This is a genomic window from Gordonia sp. NPDC057258 (genome assembly GCF_042668985.1).
Taxonomy (GTDB): Bacteria; Actinomycetota; Actinomycetes; order Mycobacteriales; family Mycobacteriaceae; genus Gordonia; species Gordonia hongkongensis.
The window spans coordinates 43,956-61,622 of the sequence record NZ_JBHUXZ010000010.1; the positions used below are offsets into that span (position 1 = coordinate 43,956).

Annotated in this window: 17 protein-coding genes; 12 read left to right on the top strand and 5 right to left on the bottom strand. The window is 66.6% G+C overall.

All coding sequences use genetic code 11. From position 1 onward, the window contains the following. Nucleotides 1-14: 14 nt before the first annotated feature. Nucleotides 15-1,028, bottom strand: coding sequence for a hemolysin family protein (locus ACFUEJ_RS09740; RefSeq protein WP_137808680.1), 1,014 nt, complete (start codon nt 1,026-1,028; stop codon nt 15-17). Continuing rightward, nucleotides 1,021-2,487, bottom strand: coding sequence for a hemolysin family protein (locus ACFUEJ_RS09745; RefSeq protein ID WP_388028933.1), 1,467 nt, complete (start codon nt 2,485-2,487; stop codon nt 1,021-1,023). Before ACFUEJ_RS09745 ends, ACFUEJ_RS09740 begins: the two co-directional genes overlap by 8 nt. 265 nt (nt 2,488-2,752) lie before the next feature. Here ACFUEJ_RS09745 and ACFUEJ_RS09750 point away from each other — a divergent pair, with 265 nt between their 5' ends. The 5 genes from ACFUEJ_RS09750 to ACFUEJ_RS09770 all read left to right on the top strand — a co-directional run bounded on the left by ACFUEJ_RS09750 (nt 2,753) and on the right by ACFUEJ_RS09770 (nt 7,343). Further along, nucleotides 2,753-3,412, top strand: coding sequence for a class II aldolase/adducin family protein (locus ACFUEJ_RS09750; RefSeq protein ID WP_078111809.1), 660 nt, complete (start codon nt 2,753-2,755; stop codon nt 3,410-3,412). Continuing rightward, complete coding sequence (locus tag ACFUEJ_RS09755) at nt 3,409-4,362, top strand: carbohydrate kinase family protein (RefSeq protein ID WP_159369895.1); 954 nt, start codon at nt 3,409-3,411, stop codon at nt 4,360-4,362. Before ACFUEJ_RS09750 ends, ACFUEJ_RS09755 begins: the two co-directional genes overlap by 4 nt. A gap of 49 nt (nt 4,363-4,411) precedes the next feature. Beyond that, a complete protein-coding gene (locus tag ACFUEJ_RS09760) occupies nt 4,412-5,026 on the top strand; it encodes an SDR family oxidoreductase (RefSeq protein ID WP_388028936.1) in 615 nt (204 codons plus the stop codon). Nucleotides 5,027-5,044: 18 nt separating this feature from the next. Next, the gene (locus ACFUEJ_RS09765; RefSeq protein WP_238995000.1) at nt 5,045-5,329 is read left to right on the top strand and encodes a hypothetical protein; all 285 of its coding nucleotides are present in this window, start codon (nt 5,045-5,047) and stop codon (nt 5,327-5,329) included. Between the two features lie 316 nt (nt 5,330-5,645). Continuing rightward, complete coding sequence (locus ACFUEJ_RS09770; RefSeq protein WP_388028938.1) at nt 5,646-7,343, top strand: DUF222 domain-containing protein; 1,698 nt, start codon at nt 5,646-5,648, stop codon at nt 7,341-7,343. A 13-nt stretch (nt 7,344-7,356) separates the two neighbouring features. Here the strand turns inward: ACFUEJ_RS09770 and tgt are convergent, their stop codons facing one another. Next, a complete protein-coding gene (tgt, locus tag ACFUEJ_RS09775) occupies nt 7,357-8,625 on the bottom strand; it encodes a tRNA guanosine(34) transglycosylase Tgt (protein ID WP_159369894.1) in 1,269 nt (422 codons plus the stop codon). A gap of 91 nt (nt 8,626-8,716) precedes the next feature. On the opposite strand from tgt, the gene ACFUEJ_RS09780 reads away from it, so the two are divergent. The 3 genes from ACFUEJ_RS09780 to ACFUEJ_RS09790 all read left to right on the top strand — a co-directional run bounded on the left by ACFUEJ_RS09780 (nt 8,717) and on the right by ACFUEJ_RS09790 (nt 10,985). Continuing rightward, complete coding sequence (locus ACFUEJ_RS09780) at nt 8,717-9,220, top strand: hypothetical protein (protein WP_388028940.1); 504 nt, start codon at nt 8,717-8,719, stop codon at nt 9,218-9,220. A gap of 471 nt (nt 9,221-9,691) precedes the next feature. Then, nucleotides 9,692-10,057, top strand: a complete 366-nt coding sequence (locus ACFUEJ_RS09785; RefSeq protein ID WP_137810089.1) for a TauD/TfdA family dioxygenase — start codon at nt 9,692-9,694, stop codon at nt 10,055-10,057. A 10-nt stretch (nt 10,058-10,067) separates the two neighbouring features. Then, the gene (locus ACFUEJ_RS09790; protein ID WP_137810090.1) at nt 10,068-10,985 is read left to right on the top strand and encodes a hypothetical protein; all 918 of its coding nucleotides are present in this window, start codon (nt 10,068-10,070) and stop codon (nt 10,983-10,985) included. Between the two features lie 194 nt (nt 10,986-11,179). On the opposite strand, the gene ACFUEJ_RS09795 is transcribed toward ACFUEJ_RS09790, so the two are convergent. Beyond that, nucleotides 11,180-12,073, bottom strand: a complete 894-nt coding sequence (locus ACFUEJ_RS09795; protein ID WP_065631162.1) for an SGNH/GDSL hydrolase family protein — start codon at nt 12,071-12,073, stop codon at nt 11,180-11,182. 224 nt (nt 12,074-12,297) lie between these two features. Here ACFUEJ_RS09795 and ACFUEJ_RS09800 point away from each other — a divergent pair, with 224 nt between their 5' ends. Then, nucleotides 12,298-13,062, top strand: coding sequence for a MerR family transcriptional regulator (locus tag ACFUEJ_RS09800; RefSeq protein WP_247451047.1), 765 nt, complete (start codon nt 12,298-12,300; stop codon nt 13,060-13,062). Between the two features lie 46 nt (nt 13,063-13,108). After that, nucleotides 13,109-14,533, top strand: coding sequence for a glutamate decarboxylase (locus tag ACFUEJ_RS09805; protein WP_211538680.1), 1,425 nt, complete (start codon nt 13,109-13,111; stop codon nt 14,531-14,533). A 43-nt stretch (nt 14,534-14,576) separates the two neighbouring features. Here the strand turns inward: ACFUEJ_RS09805 and murF are convergent, their stop codons facing one another. After that, nucleotides 14,577-15,890, bottom strand: coding sequence for a UDP-N-acetylmuramoyl-tripeptide--D-alanyl-D-alanine ligase (murF, locus tag ACFUEJ_RS09810; protein WP_388028944.1), 1,314 nt, complete (start codon nt 15,888-15,890; stop codon nt 14,577-14,579). 69 nt (nt 15,891-15,959) lie between these two features. Here murF and ACFUEJ_RS09815 point away from each other — a divergent pair, with 69 nt between their 5' ends. Next, complete coding sequence (locus tag ACFUEJ_RS09815) at nt 15,960-17,036, top strand: D-alanine--D-alanine ligase family protein (protein WP_388028946.1); 1,077 nt, start codon at nt 15,960-15,962, stop codon at nt 17,034-17,036. Between the two features lie 75 nt (nt 17,037-17,111). Further along, nucleotides 17,112-17,519, top strand: a complete 408-nt coding sequence (locus ACFUEJ_RS09820) for a hypothetical protein (RefSeq protein ID WP_211538677.1) — start codon at nt 17,112-17,114, stop codon at nt 17,517-17,519. The last annotated feature ends 148 nt before the right edge of the window (nt 17,520-17,667 follow it).

The window sequence follows — 17,667 nt, forward strand, 5'->3', positions numbered from 1 at the left end:
GCCCCGACCGCCTCCTACGCCGTGGTCGCCAGCAACCGCTGGAGCACGTCGTTGATGGTGATGAGTCCGACCGCGCGGCCCCCATCGGTGACGAGCGCGAGGTGGGCGCGCTGTTCCCGCATGGCGGTGAGCGTCTCGTACACCGGCTGCGCCGATTCGACGCTCAGGACCGGGCGCATGAGATCGGCCGCCGTGGTGCCGGCCGACGCGGTCAGGCTGTCGCGCACATGCACGACACCGCGGACCGGCGCCCCGGACGCATCGTCGCGCACCAGCAGCCGCAGGTGGCCCGAGGTCCGGCCGGCGGTCTGGATCTCATCGGCGTCCGCGGCCGGACCGACCACGGCCAGATGGTCGTTGGGGGTCACGACGTCGCCGACGGTCAACGACTCCAGTTCCAGAGCACTCGTCAGGTGGGCGTGGTACCGCTCGTCGAGTGTGCCCACGGTGGCCGAGTGCTCCACCAGGTGGCGGAGGGCGTCGCTGTCCTGCCCGGTCGCGACCTGGTCCACCGGTTCGACGCCGACACGCTTGAGGCACCAGTTGGCGAGGTGGTTGAGCTGGACGATGAACGGACGGGTCACCCACATGAAGGCGCGCATCGGGATCGCGAGCATGATCGCCGACTTCTCGGGGTGGGCGATGGCCCACGACTTCGGCGCCATCTCACCGACGACGAGGTGCAGGAACGTCACGATGACGAGGGCGAGGACGAAGCCGATCACGTCGGCCGACCAGTACGGCAGACCCCACCCGGCGAACAGCGGCGTGAGCCAGTGGTGCACAGCGGGTTTCGTGATCGAACCCAGTGCCAGCGTGCACACCGTGATGCCGAGCTGCGACCCGGCGAGCAACACCGACAGTTCCGATGCGCTGCGCAGTGCTGCGCGGGCGCTGCCGCTGGTCGCGGCCGCGTCTTCGAGCCGGTGCCGACGTGCGGCGATGAGGGCGAACTCGACCGCGACGAAGAAGGCGCTGGACGCGATCAGGGCCACGGTGACGGCCGCGACGACCCACGGGTTATCCATTGTCGCTCTCCTCTCCGTTCTCGGCCGGGTTCTTCTTCTCGCCCCGGTTCCTGCCGTCCGGGCTCTTCTCGCCCGGGTTGTTGTCGTTGTGTGCCACGCTCATCGACAGCAGAGCGGGGACGCGCTTGTCGACTTCGAGCACCGTGGCCCGCACGGTGCGGGGTGGCGCCTCGTCGTCTTCGAGCAGGGTCGACGGATCGGGATCGATCTCGATCGTCACCGTGTCCCCGACCTCCGGGAGTCCGACGAATTCGGCGATCACCAGTCCGGCCATCGTCTCGTAGTCGCCTTCGGGGAGGTCCCAGCCGACGGTCCGGGAGACCTCGTCGACGTGTGCGTCACCCCGCACGCGCCATCCCTCGGGGCTCTCCTCGATCGCGACGGTCGCCTCGGAGTCGTGTTCGTCGTCGATCTCGCCGACCAGTTCCTCGGCGATGTCCTCGGCGGTCACGACCCCGGCGAAGCCGCCGTATTCGTCGATGACCACCGCCATCTCGTCATGTGCGTCCGCGAGGGTCTCCAACACCTCGGGCAGCGGGAGCGTCGAGGGCACCACCACCGCGGGACGACACAGGTCTACCGCGGTGGCCGACGAATCAGCCTGCGGCGGTTGTTTTTTCAGCGCGTAGCTCCACTCCAGGAGGTCCTGGAGGTGGATCACGCCGCGTACCTCGTCGTCACCGCCGGCCAGCACGGGGTACCGCGTGTGGCCGGTGCTCATCAGTGTCAGCACCTCACCCGCCGCCAGATCGGCGTCGACATGATCGGTGTTCGGTCGCGGGATCATCGCGTGTTCTGCGGTGCGCGTGGGGAATTCGAGCACACGGTCGAGCAGGACGGACAGCTCGTCGGGCAGGTCACCCGCGTCGCGGGACTCGGCGACGATGTGCTCGAGGTCGCGCACCGACGCCGAATGCTCGACGTCGTGCACGGGCTCGATGCGCAGCGCTCGCAGCAGCAGGTTCGACGACTTGTCGAACAATGCGATGAGCCAACCGAATACGGCCAGGTAGATCGTCGTCGAACGGGCGAGCCACCGTGCGACCGGCTCGGGCCGGGCGATGGCGAGGTTCTTGGGGAACAGCTCACCGAAGACCATCTGCACGACGGTGGAGAAGATGATCGCGATGATCGTGCCGATCGCGACACCCACGCCCACCGGGATACCCACGCCGCCGAGCAGCTCGCCGACGCCGGAACCGATCAGGGGTTCGGCCACGTAGCCGACGAGCAGGCCGGTGACAGTGATGCCCAGCTGGGCGCCGGAGAGCATGAAGGACGTGCGGCGGGTGACCGCGAGCGCGCGTTTCGCGGCGGCGTCACCGGTTTCGGCACGGGCTTTGAGGCGGGACCGGTCGACCGCCATGTAGCCGAATTCCTGGGCCACGAAGTAACCGGTGAGGGCGGTGATCAGGAAGACCACCAGGATTCCGAGTCCGATTCCGAGGAGGGTCAGCATGAGACCGTCCCGGTGTCGGGGCCGGGCGGAACACCCGGGTCATTCAATTCACAACAGGGGGCCGACTGGTGTCGTCGGCGTTTTCGGCGCTTTCCGCGTCTCATCGTCTCTCTCGCTGGTGCTCGGGTATTTCATACCGGGTGCCGGGAGCAAAGGCATGTGCGTAAATGTCCGGTATGTGGTCCCAACGTACCGAATGCGCTCCGAGTTCCGCGACATGCCCGGCGATCCTTCTCCGCGGAGTGCGGACCGACGCATTCGGCCGATGAGCGACCCGTCGATACGCGACGAGGTCGCCGCAGCCGCTCGACGGCTGGCGGCCGAAGGTCTGCTGATCGGCACCTCCGGCAACGTGTCGGCGCGTGCGGGCGATCACGTCGCGATCACCGGAACCGGGGTCGTGCTCGCGAACTGTGCCGCGACCGACGTGACGGTGGTGTCCCTTGCCGGCGACGTCGTCGACGGGCCGATCGCGCCGTCGTCCGAGCTGGACCTGCACCTCCGCGTCTACGAGGAAACCGGCACACAGGCGATCGTCCACACCCACGCACCCTTCGGGACCGCGGTCGCCTGCGTCAGCGGACTGACCTCGTTACCGGTGCTGCACTACCAGCAACTCGGCCTCGGCGGTGCCATCCCGGTCGCGCCGTACGCCACGTTCGGGAGCCCGGAGCTCGCCGGGATCGTCGCCGACGCGCTGGTCGACACCCAGGTCGCGCTGATGGCGAACCACGGTTCGGTGGCACGCGGCTCCAGCCTGGCCCACGCGGTGGAGAACGCCCTGCTGCTGGAGTGGCTCGCGACCCTCTTTCACCGGACCAGCAGCATGGGCCGGCCTCGCGAACTCACCGAGGACCAACAGCAGTCCACTGTCGCCCAGGCGATCCGGCTGGACTACGGGACACCCAAGGAGAACCGGACGTGACACCCTCACCGCGGCTCGAACCGCCGACGATCGCAACCGTGGGCGTCCATGTGCTGGACATCCACGTCGTCGGGATCGAGTCCATCCCGGCGGGGTCCGACGGCGCGCTCGTCCAGTCCATCGGTTTCTCCGCCGCCGGTACCGCGGGCGGAACCGCGCTCGTCCTCAGTCGGCTGGGCGCCACGGTCCGGACCCACGGAGCGATCGGCGACGACACGATCGGGCGTTCGCTGACCGCACTGCTGGACGCCGAAGGCGTCGACACCGGCGGCCTGGTTCCGAAGCCCGGGGTCCAGACGTCGTCATCGGTCATACCCGTCCGACCCAATGGAGACCGTCCCGCGTGGCACTGCATCGGGGCGAACGCACAGTTCACGCCCGACGACCTGGGTGCAGACGCGCTGACCGGGCTCGACCACCTGCACCTCGGCGGCCCGGAATTCCTGGGCGGCGCCGTCGCCGCAGAGCTCCTCGGCCGGGCGCGCGACCGCGGGATCACGACGTCGGCCGATCTGCTGTCGGCTGGCGACCCCGGCCTTCTCGAGTGGATCGCCGACGCACTTCCCCACCTCGACTACCTGCTGCCCAACGACGAGCAGACCCGGGGACTGACCGGAACCGACGACCTCACCTACGGCGCACGGGCGCTCCTGGACCGCGGTGTCGGTTGCGTCGCGCTCACCCGCGGTGCCGACGGTGCGCTGGTCGTGACCGGCGACGACGTGGTCGCGGTGCCGGCGTTCGAGGTGGACGTCGTGGACACCACCGGTTGCGGCGACTCGTTCTCCGCCGGGTTCTTGACCGGCCGGCTGCGCGGGCTCGGTCTCGCCGACTCCGCCGAACTCGGTTGCGCGGTGGCCGCGCACGTCGCCCAGGGCATCGGGACCGGGGCGAACTCGTACGATCTCGCCGCGATCGAGTCCTTCCGGCAGTCCCGCGCCGCGGGCTGAGCGCGCCTCCTCTCGGTTTGGTGAACCCCGCCTCGGGTAGGCGATCACCATGACAGACAACAAGGAAATCAACGGCTCCACCGTCGTGATCGCCGGCGCGTCGAGCGGATTCGGACGCGGCGCCGCGGTGCGACTCGGAGAACTCGGCGCGAACGTCGTCGTCGCGGCGCGTCGAACCGCGGTCCTCGACGAGGTCGTCGCAGAGATCACCGGCAAGGGCGGGTCGGCGCTGGCGGTGCCCACCGATGTCAGCGATCCGCGTGCCGTCGCCCATCTCGCGTCCGCCGCGCTCGAATGGCTCGAATCGATCGACGTGTGGGTGAACAACGTCGGCGTCGGCGCGGTCGGGTACTTCTGGGACATCCCGACCGAGGACCACGCTCGCCTCGTCGACGTGAACCTGAAGGGCCTGATCTACGGCGCACATGCGGCGCTGCGCGTCTTCCGGTCGCAGGGTCGCGGCACACTCATCAACGTGGGCTCGGTCGACAGCGAGGTACCGATCGTACTCCAGAACACCTACGCCGCAACGAAAGCGGCGGTTCGGAGCCTCGGACACTCGATCAGCGAAGAGCTGCGCATGGCCGGCGACGACGCCATCAAGGTCGGCACCATCATGCCGTGGGCCGTGGACACCCCGTGGTGGGTCCACGCCGCCAACTAAACCGGGCACGAACCGCGGATGTCCGCGATGGACGATCCGCAGATCGTGGTCGACGCGATCGTGGCAGCCTGCACCGACCCGAAGCTGGACCAACCGGTCGGCTACAAAGCCAAGGCCGCCAACGCTTCTCATCACCTCATGCCCGGGATCACCGAGCGATTCTCGGCGGCGACGGCGAAGTCCGAGACCGAGAAGGGGACGCCGGTCGAGCCGCACGCGGGTGCGATCCACGACCCCAACCCGAACAGCACCGGGGTCGCCGGCGGCATCCGCGAACGGATGGTTGCCGAGAACTCCCGCTGACACCCGTCCGCCGTCGCTCGTTGTGGTGCGCCGCCGTTCTCTGCTGGTCGAGCAGAGGAGCCGTGTCCCGCTTGTCGAGCAGCGCCGCAGAGTCCCGCTTGTCGAGCAGCGCCGCAGAGTCCCGCTTGTCGAGCAGCGCCGCAGAGTCCCGCTTGTCGAGCAGCGCCGACCGAGCGAAGCGAGGACGCCGCGCCCGTCGAGGCCACCGAGGCGACGCTTCAGTCCTGTCGGTGCGGCGTGATTGGATTGCGAGACAACCCGGGAGATCCCGAGATCAGACCCTTGACTCGAACATATATTCGAGTATTGTGGAGGTATGTCATCGGGGGCGGGGGCCGGATCCACATCGGTGGACCCACCACAGGAGTCGGTCGAGCCGCGCTTTCGTCCCGACCATGAACTCTCCGCTTCAGAACTCGTCGAGGTCCTCAACCACTGCGCCGGCTTGGCAGCAGCGTCCGCGCACCGAATGATGGTCGTGGCCAGCCTCATTCACGATGAACGCGAAATGGACTACGCCCAGCGGCGCGCCGAGACGCACAGCGGCGAACTCGACTCCCTCGAAGCCTTCGAGCACCTGTCCGCGCGAGTGGCCGCGGGCGAGAACCCCTACGAGCAGTTCGGGCCCAACGGTCTCGAACAGGCCATCGCCGAAGTCGGCGCCACCCTCACCGTGACACCGGCCGAGGCGAAAGATCTCATCGAGGCCGGCGACGCACTGCGCTACCGACTCTCCTTCACCGGACACGCACTCGCGTGTGGTCGAATCGACAAGCGGCGCTTCCTCATCGCGCTCAAGCGCACCGATCTCATCACCGACGACGAAGAGATGCAGACCGTGGACGCCCATCTCGCCGAGGCGATCTTCGCCCGCGCACCGATGTCGACGGCGCGGTTCACCGCCATGGTCGATTCCATCGTCGCCAAGTGGGCGCCCGACGCGGTCCGTCGACGCAAGGAGCGGGTGAAGTCCGACCGCAAGGTGACCATCACCCCCGACCGCTTCACACCCGGGCAGTCCCGGATCTCCGGCACGCTTCCCAACGCTGATGCCGCCGAGTTCGACGCCCGCCTGACAGCGATGGCCACCGCGGTCCACGCCGGTGACCCGCGAAAGTTGGCCAACCGCAGGGTCGATGCTATGAAAGCGCTCGCTCGCGGTGAAGCCGCCATCACGTGCCTATGCGACGACTGCCGACCTGCCGCAACCGAACCCGACACAGCAACAGACTCCGACGCAGCGACAGTGGGGACCGTCGAGCCGCCTGCACCAACTGCTGCGATGACGGAGGCGGACACCATCGTCGACCCGTCAGCCGACGTCGTTGTCGATGACCCGGCTGAGCCGGCCGCCTCGGCGTCGGATTCGGCTGCGCCGCGCGCGACGTTTCACATCGTGGTGAACCTGTCGACCCTGATCGGTCTCGACAACGATCCCGCCTTCCTCGACCGCCACGGCATCATCGACGCCGACACCGCCCGGCAGCTGCTCGCCGAAGCGCGCCGCACCTACATCCACCCCGCTCCTACCGGACCCGACGGTTCACCGGCTCCAGACGCAGACAGTTCGACAACGCGGTACACCCCGTCGAAGAAGCTGCAGGCCCTGGTGCGTGCCGGCGAACTGTGCTGCACCTTCCCGGGCTGCAACGCCCCGGTCTGGCAGATCGATCTCGACCACACCGAACCCTTCGATCACACCGACCCGCGTCGCGGTGGCCCGACCGATGCGCGCAACCTCAAACCGCTGTGCCGGTTCCATCACCGCATCAAGACCTTCACCAGCTGGCAGGACCACCAAGACGAATTCCAGACCGCCTGGTTCACCACACCCACCGAGCACATGTTCGTCGGCAACGCCTTCAGCGGACGCGACCTGTTCAACAAGCTCTTCCCCAGACGGTCACCCGATCACCCCGCCCGCGACAGACTCAACACCCAGCGCGACAACGACTTCCGACGCCACCAACGCGCCGAGAAGCGCTGGAACGACGCCAACCCACCGCCCTTCTAGCAGTGTTTTACGCCTACCGGGGACCTCCGTAGTAACGCCGGAGGAACTCGTCGCGGTACTCGGTGTATGTGCCGTTCTCGATGGCCTGGCGGGCCCGGTCGACGAGCGTGACGATGAAGGACACGTTGTGCAGCGTCGCCAGCGTGGGGCCGAGGCCTTCCTTCGCCTTGAACAGATGATGCAGGTAGGCCCGGCTGTACTGCGACGTGTAGTTCTCGACCTCGGGGTCGAGCGGCCGGAAGTCACTGCGATACTTGGCATTCGTGACGTTGTACCGGCCGTCCAGTGAGTAGATCGCACCGTTGCGGGCGACCCGGGTCGGCGATACGCAGTCGAAGGTATCGACGCCGTTCTCGATGGCGGTGAAGATGTCGTCGGGTTCACTGATCCCCAAGAGGTGTTTCGGGGAGTCCTCTGGGAGTTCGTCGTTGACCCAGCCGACGATGGTGCCGAGGTTGTCCTTCTCGAGTGCTCCGCCGATGCCGTAACCGCCGAAGCCCTTTCCGCCGGCAGCGCGGTCCGCCTCGCTCAAGGCGACGAGGTCACGGGCGGCCTTGCGCCGCAGATCCTCGTACTGGGCGCCCTGGATGACACCCCAGAGCGACTGTTGCGGCCGGTGTGCGCGTTCGACGCTCAACCGATTGTGTTCGGCGAGACAGCGAATCGCCCACAACCGGGTGCGCTCGAGCGAATTCACCTGGTACTCGCGAGTGTTCATCAGGGTGGTCAGCTCGTCGAAGGCGAAGATGATGTCGGCCCCCAGCTGGTGTTGGATCTGCATCGACACCTCCGGCGTGAAACGATGCGCCGAACCGTCGAGGTGCGACTTGAAGGTCACCCCGTCGTCGTCGACCCGCGAGAGCCGTTCTTTGCCGTTGGCGGTGAGGTCGTCGTCGGGGGTGCCGGTGGCCTCCATCGAGATGACCTTCTTGAACCCCGCACCCAGCGACATCACCTGGAAGCCGCCGCTGTCGGTGTACGTGGGCCCCCGCCAGTTCATGAACGCGCCGAGCCCGCCGGCCGCGTCGATGATCTCCGGCCCCGGCTGCAGATACAGGTGGTAGGCGTTGGCGAGCACGGCCTGGGCGCCGAGGGCAGAGACCGATTCCGGGAGGACCGTCTTCACGGTGGCCTTGGTACCGACGGGGATGAACGCGGGGGTGTGGATCGGACCATGCGGTGTGGTGATCGTCCCCGTGCGCCCACGGGTGCCGGCGAGGGTGGTGCCGACGGCGTAGGTGGGGTCGGCGACTTCGGTTCCGGTACTGCTCACGTCCAGCATCTTCGCAGGTCGGGCGCGCCCACCCCAAACCGACGGCCGGCGCCGGCTACCTGTGCGGTCGACGACACCGCATTCGCTACCGTGGTGAACCATGTCGCGCAGAACTCGTCCCACCGGTCCCACCACGAGCCGCACTCGCCGACCGATCAGGGTCGCGGCGGCGACTCTCGGACTCGCGGCGGCGATATCGACGCTCGTGGCCTGCGGCGCGGAACAGGACGTGACCACCGCTTCGTCGACCTCTCAGGCCGGCGCCGCGGAGTCGGGATCACCGTCCGCCGAACAGCCCGCCACCTCGCCGCCGGTGGTCCCCGGTCGCAAGCCGGTGTCGACCACGGCGTCGAGTGCGACCGCGTCCGACGATTCCGACACCAGTTGCGGCACCATCCCGGGCCCCGACGGCGCGTTGCGAGTCATGATCCTCGCCGGTGACGTGTCCTGCGATTCGGCACGGACCATCGCCACCCAGTACGGACCGAAGATCACCACCGGTCAGCAGCAGTCGGTGGCCGGCTGGACCTGCGCGCCGTCTCAGCTCGAAGGCGTCCTCGCGGCCTGCCAGAAGGGCACCGCGGTCATCGGTTTCACGCCGTGAGGTGAGTGCCCTGATCGAGGCACCCCTTCCGGGCTTGCTGGTGTTCTGCAACTGGGCCCGGCGCAGAACGACGTGCTTGTGTGGCCGCGCATTCCAGAATTGTGCGGTCCACTTCGGCCCAAACCCGGTTGCCCGTCGCATAAGCCGACAAAGGCCTTATGACTGTCCCGCAGGCGGGGACGCAGTTAGTCCGCTCCCGCTTCGACCTGACCGCTAGCCAGTGCGAGCCTTGGAGCTGTGCAAGAAGCTAGGCACCTGGCGCTCCTAAGCTCAAGAGGCTGGACGTGGACCGATGAGGAACGAATCTTCAGTACGTTGGCAGCTAGGCTCGGAAGTGCCGAGGTGCGTCGCCAAGTGCTTCGTCCAACGGTTGCCGTTGATGCCCGTAAAGGCACCCACTCTGCCAGTGTCGGACTGGGCACGTTTCCCTGGCACACTGATGGGGCGATCGCGCTGAACCCACCTCAGTGGATGGTTCTAAGGTGCATTGAGGCCACACGTCCGACGTCAACTCAGATCTGTTCGCCATCCGATGATTTAAAGCAAGCGCTTCGCCGTCTGACCCTGCTTATCCGCCAAGAGTCTGGTCGGAACGCTTATCTACCAGCCTTCGTCAGCTCTGGTCCGAACACCTGGAAGCTGCGTTGGGACCCGCGAGCAACACCCGTCGGCCCCGACTCAGCGCGCGCAGCCGTGGAGGGCGCCCATCCGACCGGTGAGGTCGCCTGGCAACCGGGCCGGATTCTCATACTGGATAATCATCGAGTCATGCACCGGCGGCCATCGGTATCCGCCGCCACTGGGCGTGCTCTGGTTCGAACGTTCATAATTAAGTGAGGCACTTCAGGTGTGGGACTACGACGGGTTTATCGGTAAGGCCAAGCTCTACTTCACACGTGGTGCGGAGCACGAGCACTCCGATGACGACGAATTCACGATCTGGCACCTTCTAGGGTTCGAGTTCCTGTTACGGGCGCCCTTAGCGAAACTACATCCAAGCCTCCTTGCCGCGACAAACGATAATGACAGTTTGCTCGCCGCTAACGGCGTCACGACCCCCAAGGACCCGAAGAGCGTAACGAGCGGTGTGGTGATCGACCGCTTGGCGCGGATTGTGCCAGAGTTTGCCGGCGGCGCAGTTGCCGACTCTTTGTTTCTCATGAATCTGAGAAACGCGGAGCTGCATGCGTCCAACGCCGCTGTGAGTGAAGTATCGAATGACGTCTGGCTACCTAAACTGGTACGGGTCGTCAAGATCATTTGCCGACAGTTGACGATTGATCCCCAAGATATCCTTGACGACGACGTCGTGAAGCTTGGAGAGCGACTCCTTGACGAGGCCGACAAGAAAGTTGCTCACGAAGTCAATTTGAAGATTAAGGCGGCGCAAGGCTTCCTGCACAAACTGAGACAGGACGAAATCGATGCACGCGTCGCGGCGGCTAAGCCAACTGGTCTGGAGTGGTTTACGCGGCAGCGTACGACTGCAACCGTGAAGTGCCCCGCCTGTGAGCACGAAGTTTACGCCCCGAAGACTTATGTCCGCAGCGCCCGTGAGCACTTGGACGGCGATACGGTAATTCGCGACGAAATTTACCTCATCGACGAACTTAAATGCCATATTTGCGGACTTGAGCTCCTGACCGCCCCTGAACTTGTTGCAGCACAGGTGCCCCAGCAGGTGACCGAGCAAGAGCACGAGTCATTAGATGAGCGATACCAGGTCGAACCCGATTACGACGGTCCGGAATATATGGACGAGTGAATTTGGTCGGACATAACCGCCGCTTTCCGGGTATTGGAATGGTGTGCGTTTGACTTCAGGTTGTCGGATCGAGGCGAGCCGTCGTCCGCTTCCGCCCGGTAAATCGATCAGAACTTCCGACCACGCGCCACTTCCATCCCTGCCTCCGAGTGCGAAGGTGTTTCCAGGCAGCGAGCAGCCAACACAACGGTCCCTCAGCGCAGCGCGGCTTCGACCTGCTCGGCCATCGCCTTTTGACCGCGCGCGTTGGCGTGCATCGCGGGGAAGCTGACCGCACCCAGCGTCGGCTCGACCCATCGCCGTTCGCCCGCGCAGGCGTCGTGGCCCGCGGAGACCTTGGTCATGTCGACGAAGGTCACGCGGGTGGCTGCGGCGGCGCGGCGCATGGCGGCGTTGAGGGCTTTGAAGACACGATGCAGGTACGCGGTGTCCCCGGGCGTGGTGAGCAACGACGCCGAGCAGAGCGCCGAACCCGTGGCCGGGAAGATCTGCGGATATCCGACGAGGACGACGCGTGCGCGCGGCGCTTCGCGGCCGACGAGGCGCAGGGCGTTCACGAGGTCGGGGTAGGTCGAGGATTTGATCTCGTCGACCAACGAGGTACCGAACTCGTCGCGACATGGGGTCGCTGACAACGGCGCGGCCATCCACGCCCGCTGGCAGGCCGAGGTCGAATTGCTGAACAGTCCGTTGTTGTTCGCGCCGATCGTGAGGGTGATCAAGCGGGTGGCCGGTCCGATCGCGCTGATCTGCGGTCCCTGCCACCGATACTGCGACTTGGTGAGGTCTTCGGTCGTCGCGCCCGCGCAACTGACATCGACGACCTCGGTCCCGCGTCGTTTGGCAACGAGGCTGGAGTAGTTGATCGCCGAGTTCGAGCAGAAGGTCGCCGCGCTCGTCGCCTGGGGGAACACCGATGCGCCTGCGCTGTAGCTGTCACCGAGATTCACGTATGCGTATCCGTCCGCTGCCTGGGCCCCGCCGGCCGTGACGAGTCCGGCGAGGAGAGCGAGGATGGTGGCCGCCGCCGTCAGCAGGGTTCGGATGCCGAGGCCTCGGCGGGGGCTGCGGCCATACGGCACGGACATGCGGTGACTCCAGATCGTGGTACGCGTGTTACTGGTGTTGCAGGTGATACCAACAGTACCGGGCCGACGGCCCGAGATCGGTGCACACGTACCCCAGTTTCCAATCTGATACACATGTCAAGTTTCTGTGACGCCGACGGCACCGGTCGCTCCGCACACTTGACCCTCACGCGACGTCAGGCAGCAGGGTTGTCGATGTGAGCGAGGAAAAGCACACTTCCAAGGTGGACACCCGGGAGCTGACCGTCGGTGTCGTCGCCGGCATGGTCGGCGTCAGCATCCGCACGCTGCATCACTACGACCAGATCGGCCTGGTGGTGCCGTCCGGTCGGACACCAGCCGGGTATCGCGTCTACGACGACACCGACGTCGAACGTCTCCACCAGGTACTCACCTACCGTGAGCTGGGCTTCTCCCTCGAGCAGATAGCGACCCTGCTCGACGATCCGGATGTGGACCCCATGGGTCACCTCGAGACGCAGCGCGAGCTGCTGACCGGCCGGATCGATCGCTTGCTCCGGATGGTCGCAGCACTGGAGGAGATGATGAACGCCAAGAAGGAAGGCATTGCCCTGTCGGCGGCCGAGCAGGCCGAGATCTTCGGCGACCAATGGCCAGGCGAGGAGTACGCCGCCGAGGCCGAGGAACGCTGGGGGAACACCGACGCGTGGAAGCAGAGCCAGAAGCGGACCGGGCAGTTCTCCAAGGAGGACTGGCAGCGCATCAAGGACGAGACCGACGACCTGGAACGACGGCTCGCGGACGCGATGCGTCGCGGGGTGACTCCTGGCACCGCCGAGGCGAACTCGCTCGCCGAAGAGCACCGCGCACAGATCGGGCGCTTCTACGACTGTGATCACGCCATGCAGGTGTGCCTTGCCGACTTGTACGTCGCGGACCCGCGGTTCACCGAGCACTACGACGCGCAGGCCCCCGGCCTGGCCGTCTACCTGCGGGAGGTGATCCACGCAAACGCGGGACGAGGGTGAAAGATCGCCACCCGCCGGTCGTCCGGGTCGGATAGGTTCGGTGTCCATGACCACCGACCCGGGCGTCCACAACAAGAGCGGTGGCGCCCGCGCCACCACCAACATCGGCGATGCGATGAACCTGCGCACCGTCTTCAACCGCGACGGCGAGGCCACCGACCTCCCCAAGTTCGCCTTGGGCGACTCGATGTTGTTGCCCGACACGGCTTATCAGATCGTCCACGACGAGGCGATGCTCGACGGGAACGCCCGCCTCAACCTCGCGACCTTCGTGTCGACGTGGATGGACGACGAGGCGAAGAAGTTGTACTCGGAGACCTTCGACAAGAACATGATCGACAAGGACGAGTACCCGCAGACGGCCGCGATCGAGGACCGGTGCTGGCGCATCCTCGCCGACCTGTGGCACAACCCGGACGTCGACAACGCGATCGGTACCTCGACGATCGGCTCGTCGGAGGCCTGCATGCTTGGTGGGCTCGCGCTCAAACGGCACTGGCAGACCCGGCGCCGCGCCGAGGGCAAGTCAACCGAGAATCCCAACATCGTGCTGTCGACGGCGGTCCAGGTGTGCTGGGAGAAGTTCTGCAACTACTTCGAGGTCGAGCCCAAATGGGTACCGATCAGCCCCGACCACCTCGTCCTCGACGGTCACGAGCTCGAGAAGTACGTGGACGAGAACACGATCGGGGTCGTCGCCATCATGGGACAGACCTACACCGGGATGTACGAGCCGGTGACCGCGATCGCGGCCAAGCTCGACGAGATCCAGGCCGACACCGGACTCGACGTGAAGATCCACATCGACGGCGCGTCGGGTGCGATGATCGCCCCCTTCTGTCAGCCGGACCTCGAATGGGACTTCCGTGTCGACCGTGTCGTCTCGATCAACACCTCGGGCCACAAGTACGGACTGGTCTATCCGGGTGTCGGCTGGATCGTGTGGCGCGACACCGACGCACTGCCCGAGAGCATGGTGTTCCACTGCTCCTACCTCGGCGGCGACATGCCGACCCTGGCACTCAACTTCTCCCGTCCGGGCGCACAGGTCCTGCTGCAGTACTACGTGTTCCTGCGGCTCGGCCGCGACGGCTTCACCCAGGTCCAGCAGGGTTCTCTCGATGTGGCGCAATGGCTTTCCGGACAGATTGCCCAGATCGACGGCCTCGAATTGGTCAGCAAGGGCGACACGATCCCGGTCTTCGCCTGGAAACTGAAGGCCGGGCACAGCGAGAACTGGAACCTCTACGACCTGTCCGACCGCCTGCGCATGAAGGGCTGGCTGGTTCCCGCATACCCGATGGCCGACGACCTCGCCGACCTGACCGTGCAGCGAATCGTCGTGCGCGCCGGGCTGAGTCACGACCTCGCCCGTGCACTCATCGCCGACATCCGGACCGAGGTCGACTTCCTCAATCGCCTGGAGAGCCCGATGCCACGCGAGGGCGACGGGTCACACTTCCACCACTGAGCTCTCGCCGGTTTCCCGCCGGTTGAGCTTGTCGAAACCCCCCTCAGTCCAGCAGCGCTTGCGCCACGCGCTCGAGCGCGGCGACCCGACTCCCCTTGACCAGCACTGCGGTCCCGTCGTCGAGGTCGCCGAGTTCGGCCGACACGCCGTCGACGTCGGAAACGTGCCGGGCGGTGTCACCGTAGTCGGCCTCGGCGACCGCGATGACCTCGATGCCCAGATCCCTGGCCTCCAGTGCGATCGCACGGTGCTGGTCTGGCGAGTCGGCGCCGAGTTCGGCCATGGTGCCGAGAACCGCCACCCGACGCGACGCGGGGAGTGTCGCCAGCGACCGCAGCGCAGCCGACATCGACGTCGGGTTGGCGTTGTAGGCATCGTTGAGGACCGTGACGCCTCGCGACGAGGTGGCGAGTTCCATTCGTAGACCGGACAATTCGGCGGCGAGGAACCCGTCCGCCATCGACTCGACCGGCACCCCTAGCCCGCCGGCGGCAGCCGCCGCCGCCAGCGCGTTGGGGACCTGGTGCTCGCCGCGGGCGCCCAGTCGGACCTCCGTCGAACCCCACGGTGTGTGCAGCCGGAACGTCGCGCGCAACTCGTCGTCCAGGACGATGTCGGACGCGTACACATCGGCGTCCGGCGACAGCCCGTAGCGCAGGACACGCGCCGAGGTGCGATCCGCCATCGCCGCGACGTACCGATGGTCGGCATTGAGCACCGCGATCCCGTCGGCCGGGAGCGATTCCACCAGTTCACCCTTCGCGCGCGCGACGGACTCGATGTCACCGAACAGCTCCAGGTGCACGCCCTCGACGCGGGTGATCACGCCGACCGTCGGTTTCGCGATGGAACACAGCAGGTCGATGTGCCCGACGCCGCGGGCGCCCATCTCGAGGACCACCGCCTCCACGTCGTCGGCGGCCGCGGCGAGGGTGATCGGCAGCCCGAGCTCGTTGTTGAACGACTTCTCGCTCGCCGCGGTGCGGTAGGTGGTGCGCAGCACACCCGCGAGCAGATCCTTGGTCGAGGTCTTGCCCACCGAGCCGGTGATGCCCACCACGCGATCGGGGACCCGGGCGCGGACCGCTCGACCGAGGTCGGCGAGGGCGAGCGCGGTGTCGGCGACGCGGATGGCGGTACCGCCGACCGGGTCGACCCTCGAGGAGAGGTAGGCGGTGGCCCCGCCGTCGAGTGCGGACTTGATGAAATCGTGGCCGTCGCGCTCGGCGACGATCGGCACGAACAGCTGGCCCGGCCGAACACTCCGCGAGTCGATGCTCGCCCCGTCGATCTGCACGTCGGGGCCCAGCAGCTCCCCGCCCACGGCCTCCGCGACCTCGCTTGCTCTGAAATGCACGGTCTCACGCTAGCCGAGTCCCCAACACACGCCGAGAACCCGATTGCGTGGGGCCGTATCGTGACAGGCATGTCTTCTCGGCTGGTGCGTCTGGTGGTTCTCTACGGTGGCGTCTCCGCCGAGCATGATGTGTCGCGGGTCACAGCGGCTCATGTCCTGGCCGCGGCCGACCGGACCAAGTACGACCTGGTCCCCATCGGCATCGCCAAGGACGGGACGTGGTTGCGCAACGACAAGGCGATCGCCGCCATCGCCGACGGCACGCCACTCCCCGACACCCTCGAGGTCGCCGGAACCGCCGTCGACCCGCTGACCGAACTCCGTGGTCACGCGGACGAGGCCATCACGGTCGTGCTTCCCCTTCTCCATGGACCGCACGGTGAGGACGGCACCATCCAGGGGATGCTCGAGTTGTTCAAGCTGCCGTATGTGGGCGCGGGTGTGTTGTCGTCCGCGGTGTGCATGGACAAGGCGATGGCCAAGATCGTCGCCGAGCAGGCAGGCATCCCGCAGTGCCGCTGGGTCGAGTTCCGCGACGGTGTCGACGACCCGGAGACGATCACCGCCCGCGCGATCGACGCCCTGGGGCTCCCGGTGTTCGTCAAGCCGGCGAACCTCGGCTCGTCGGTGGGCATCACCAAGGCGCACGACGAGGCCGAACTCGACGCGGCGGTGAATCTCGCGCTCCGCTACGACAACGTGGTCATCATCGAGGAGGCCGTCACCGGGCGCGAGATCGAGGTCGCCGTTCTCGGTGACACGGCGCCCGAGACCTCGGTGCCGGGCGAGATCAAACCCGGGAGCGAGTTCTACGACTACGAGGACAAGTACGTCACCGGCGCCGCCCAGCTGGTCATCCCCGCTGCGGTGTCCGACGCGGCGGCCGCCGAGGTCCGCGAGCTCGCGGCGAGGACGTTCACCGCGATGCGCTGCACCGGCATGGCCCGCGTCGACTTCTTCTACGAGGAGTCCGGCCGTGGGTGGCTGCTCAACGAGGTCAACACCATCCCGGGGTTCACCCCGGGATCGATGTACCCCAAGCTGTGGGAGGCGACCGGCGTGCCCTACCCGGACCTGATCGATCAGCTCGTCACGTTCGCGCTCGAGGTGCACCGGCGTCGCACGGGGTTCTCCACCGAGCACTGACGCCGACGACCTGTAGCGACAACGCGGACATGTTTTCCACCGATCCAGAGGGTGTCGGGTTGTAGCATCGCAACGGTGACCGACTCCCAGTCTGCGCGGGCCCTGCGGGTGCTGGTCTATTCCGACGACGCGCAGACCCGCGCGCAGGTCATCGGCGCGATCGGAACCCGGCCCGACCCGGACATCCCACCGGTCAGCTACATCGAGGTCGCCACCGCCCCAATGGTGTTCGCGCAGCTCGACGCCGGTGTCGTCGACGCCGTGATCGCCGACGGGGAAGCCACCCCGGCCGGTGGCATGGGCCTGGCCAAGCAGATGAAAGACGAACTCGATCCCTGTCCACCCGTGCTCGTCCTTCTCGGCCGTGCCGACGACCGGTGGCTCGCGGACTGGTCCCGCGCCGACGCCGTGGCCGTCCTGCCCGTCGACCCGATCACTCTTCCACGTGCGTTCGTCGACATGATCGGAAACGCCGAACTCTAGAAAACAGTGACTCGCGCCACACACTCACACTAGGCTTGTGTTGCAGCTCACATTCGTACTGCCGGACCAGATCGGCCGACGGCACGGATAGGACGAACACCCGGGCCGGCCCGCACCGAACAGATGCCTTCCGGTCGCCACAAGCGAG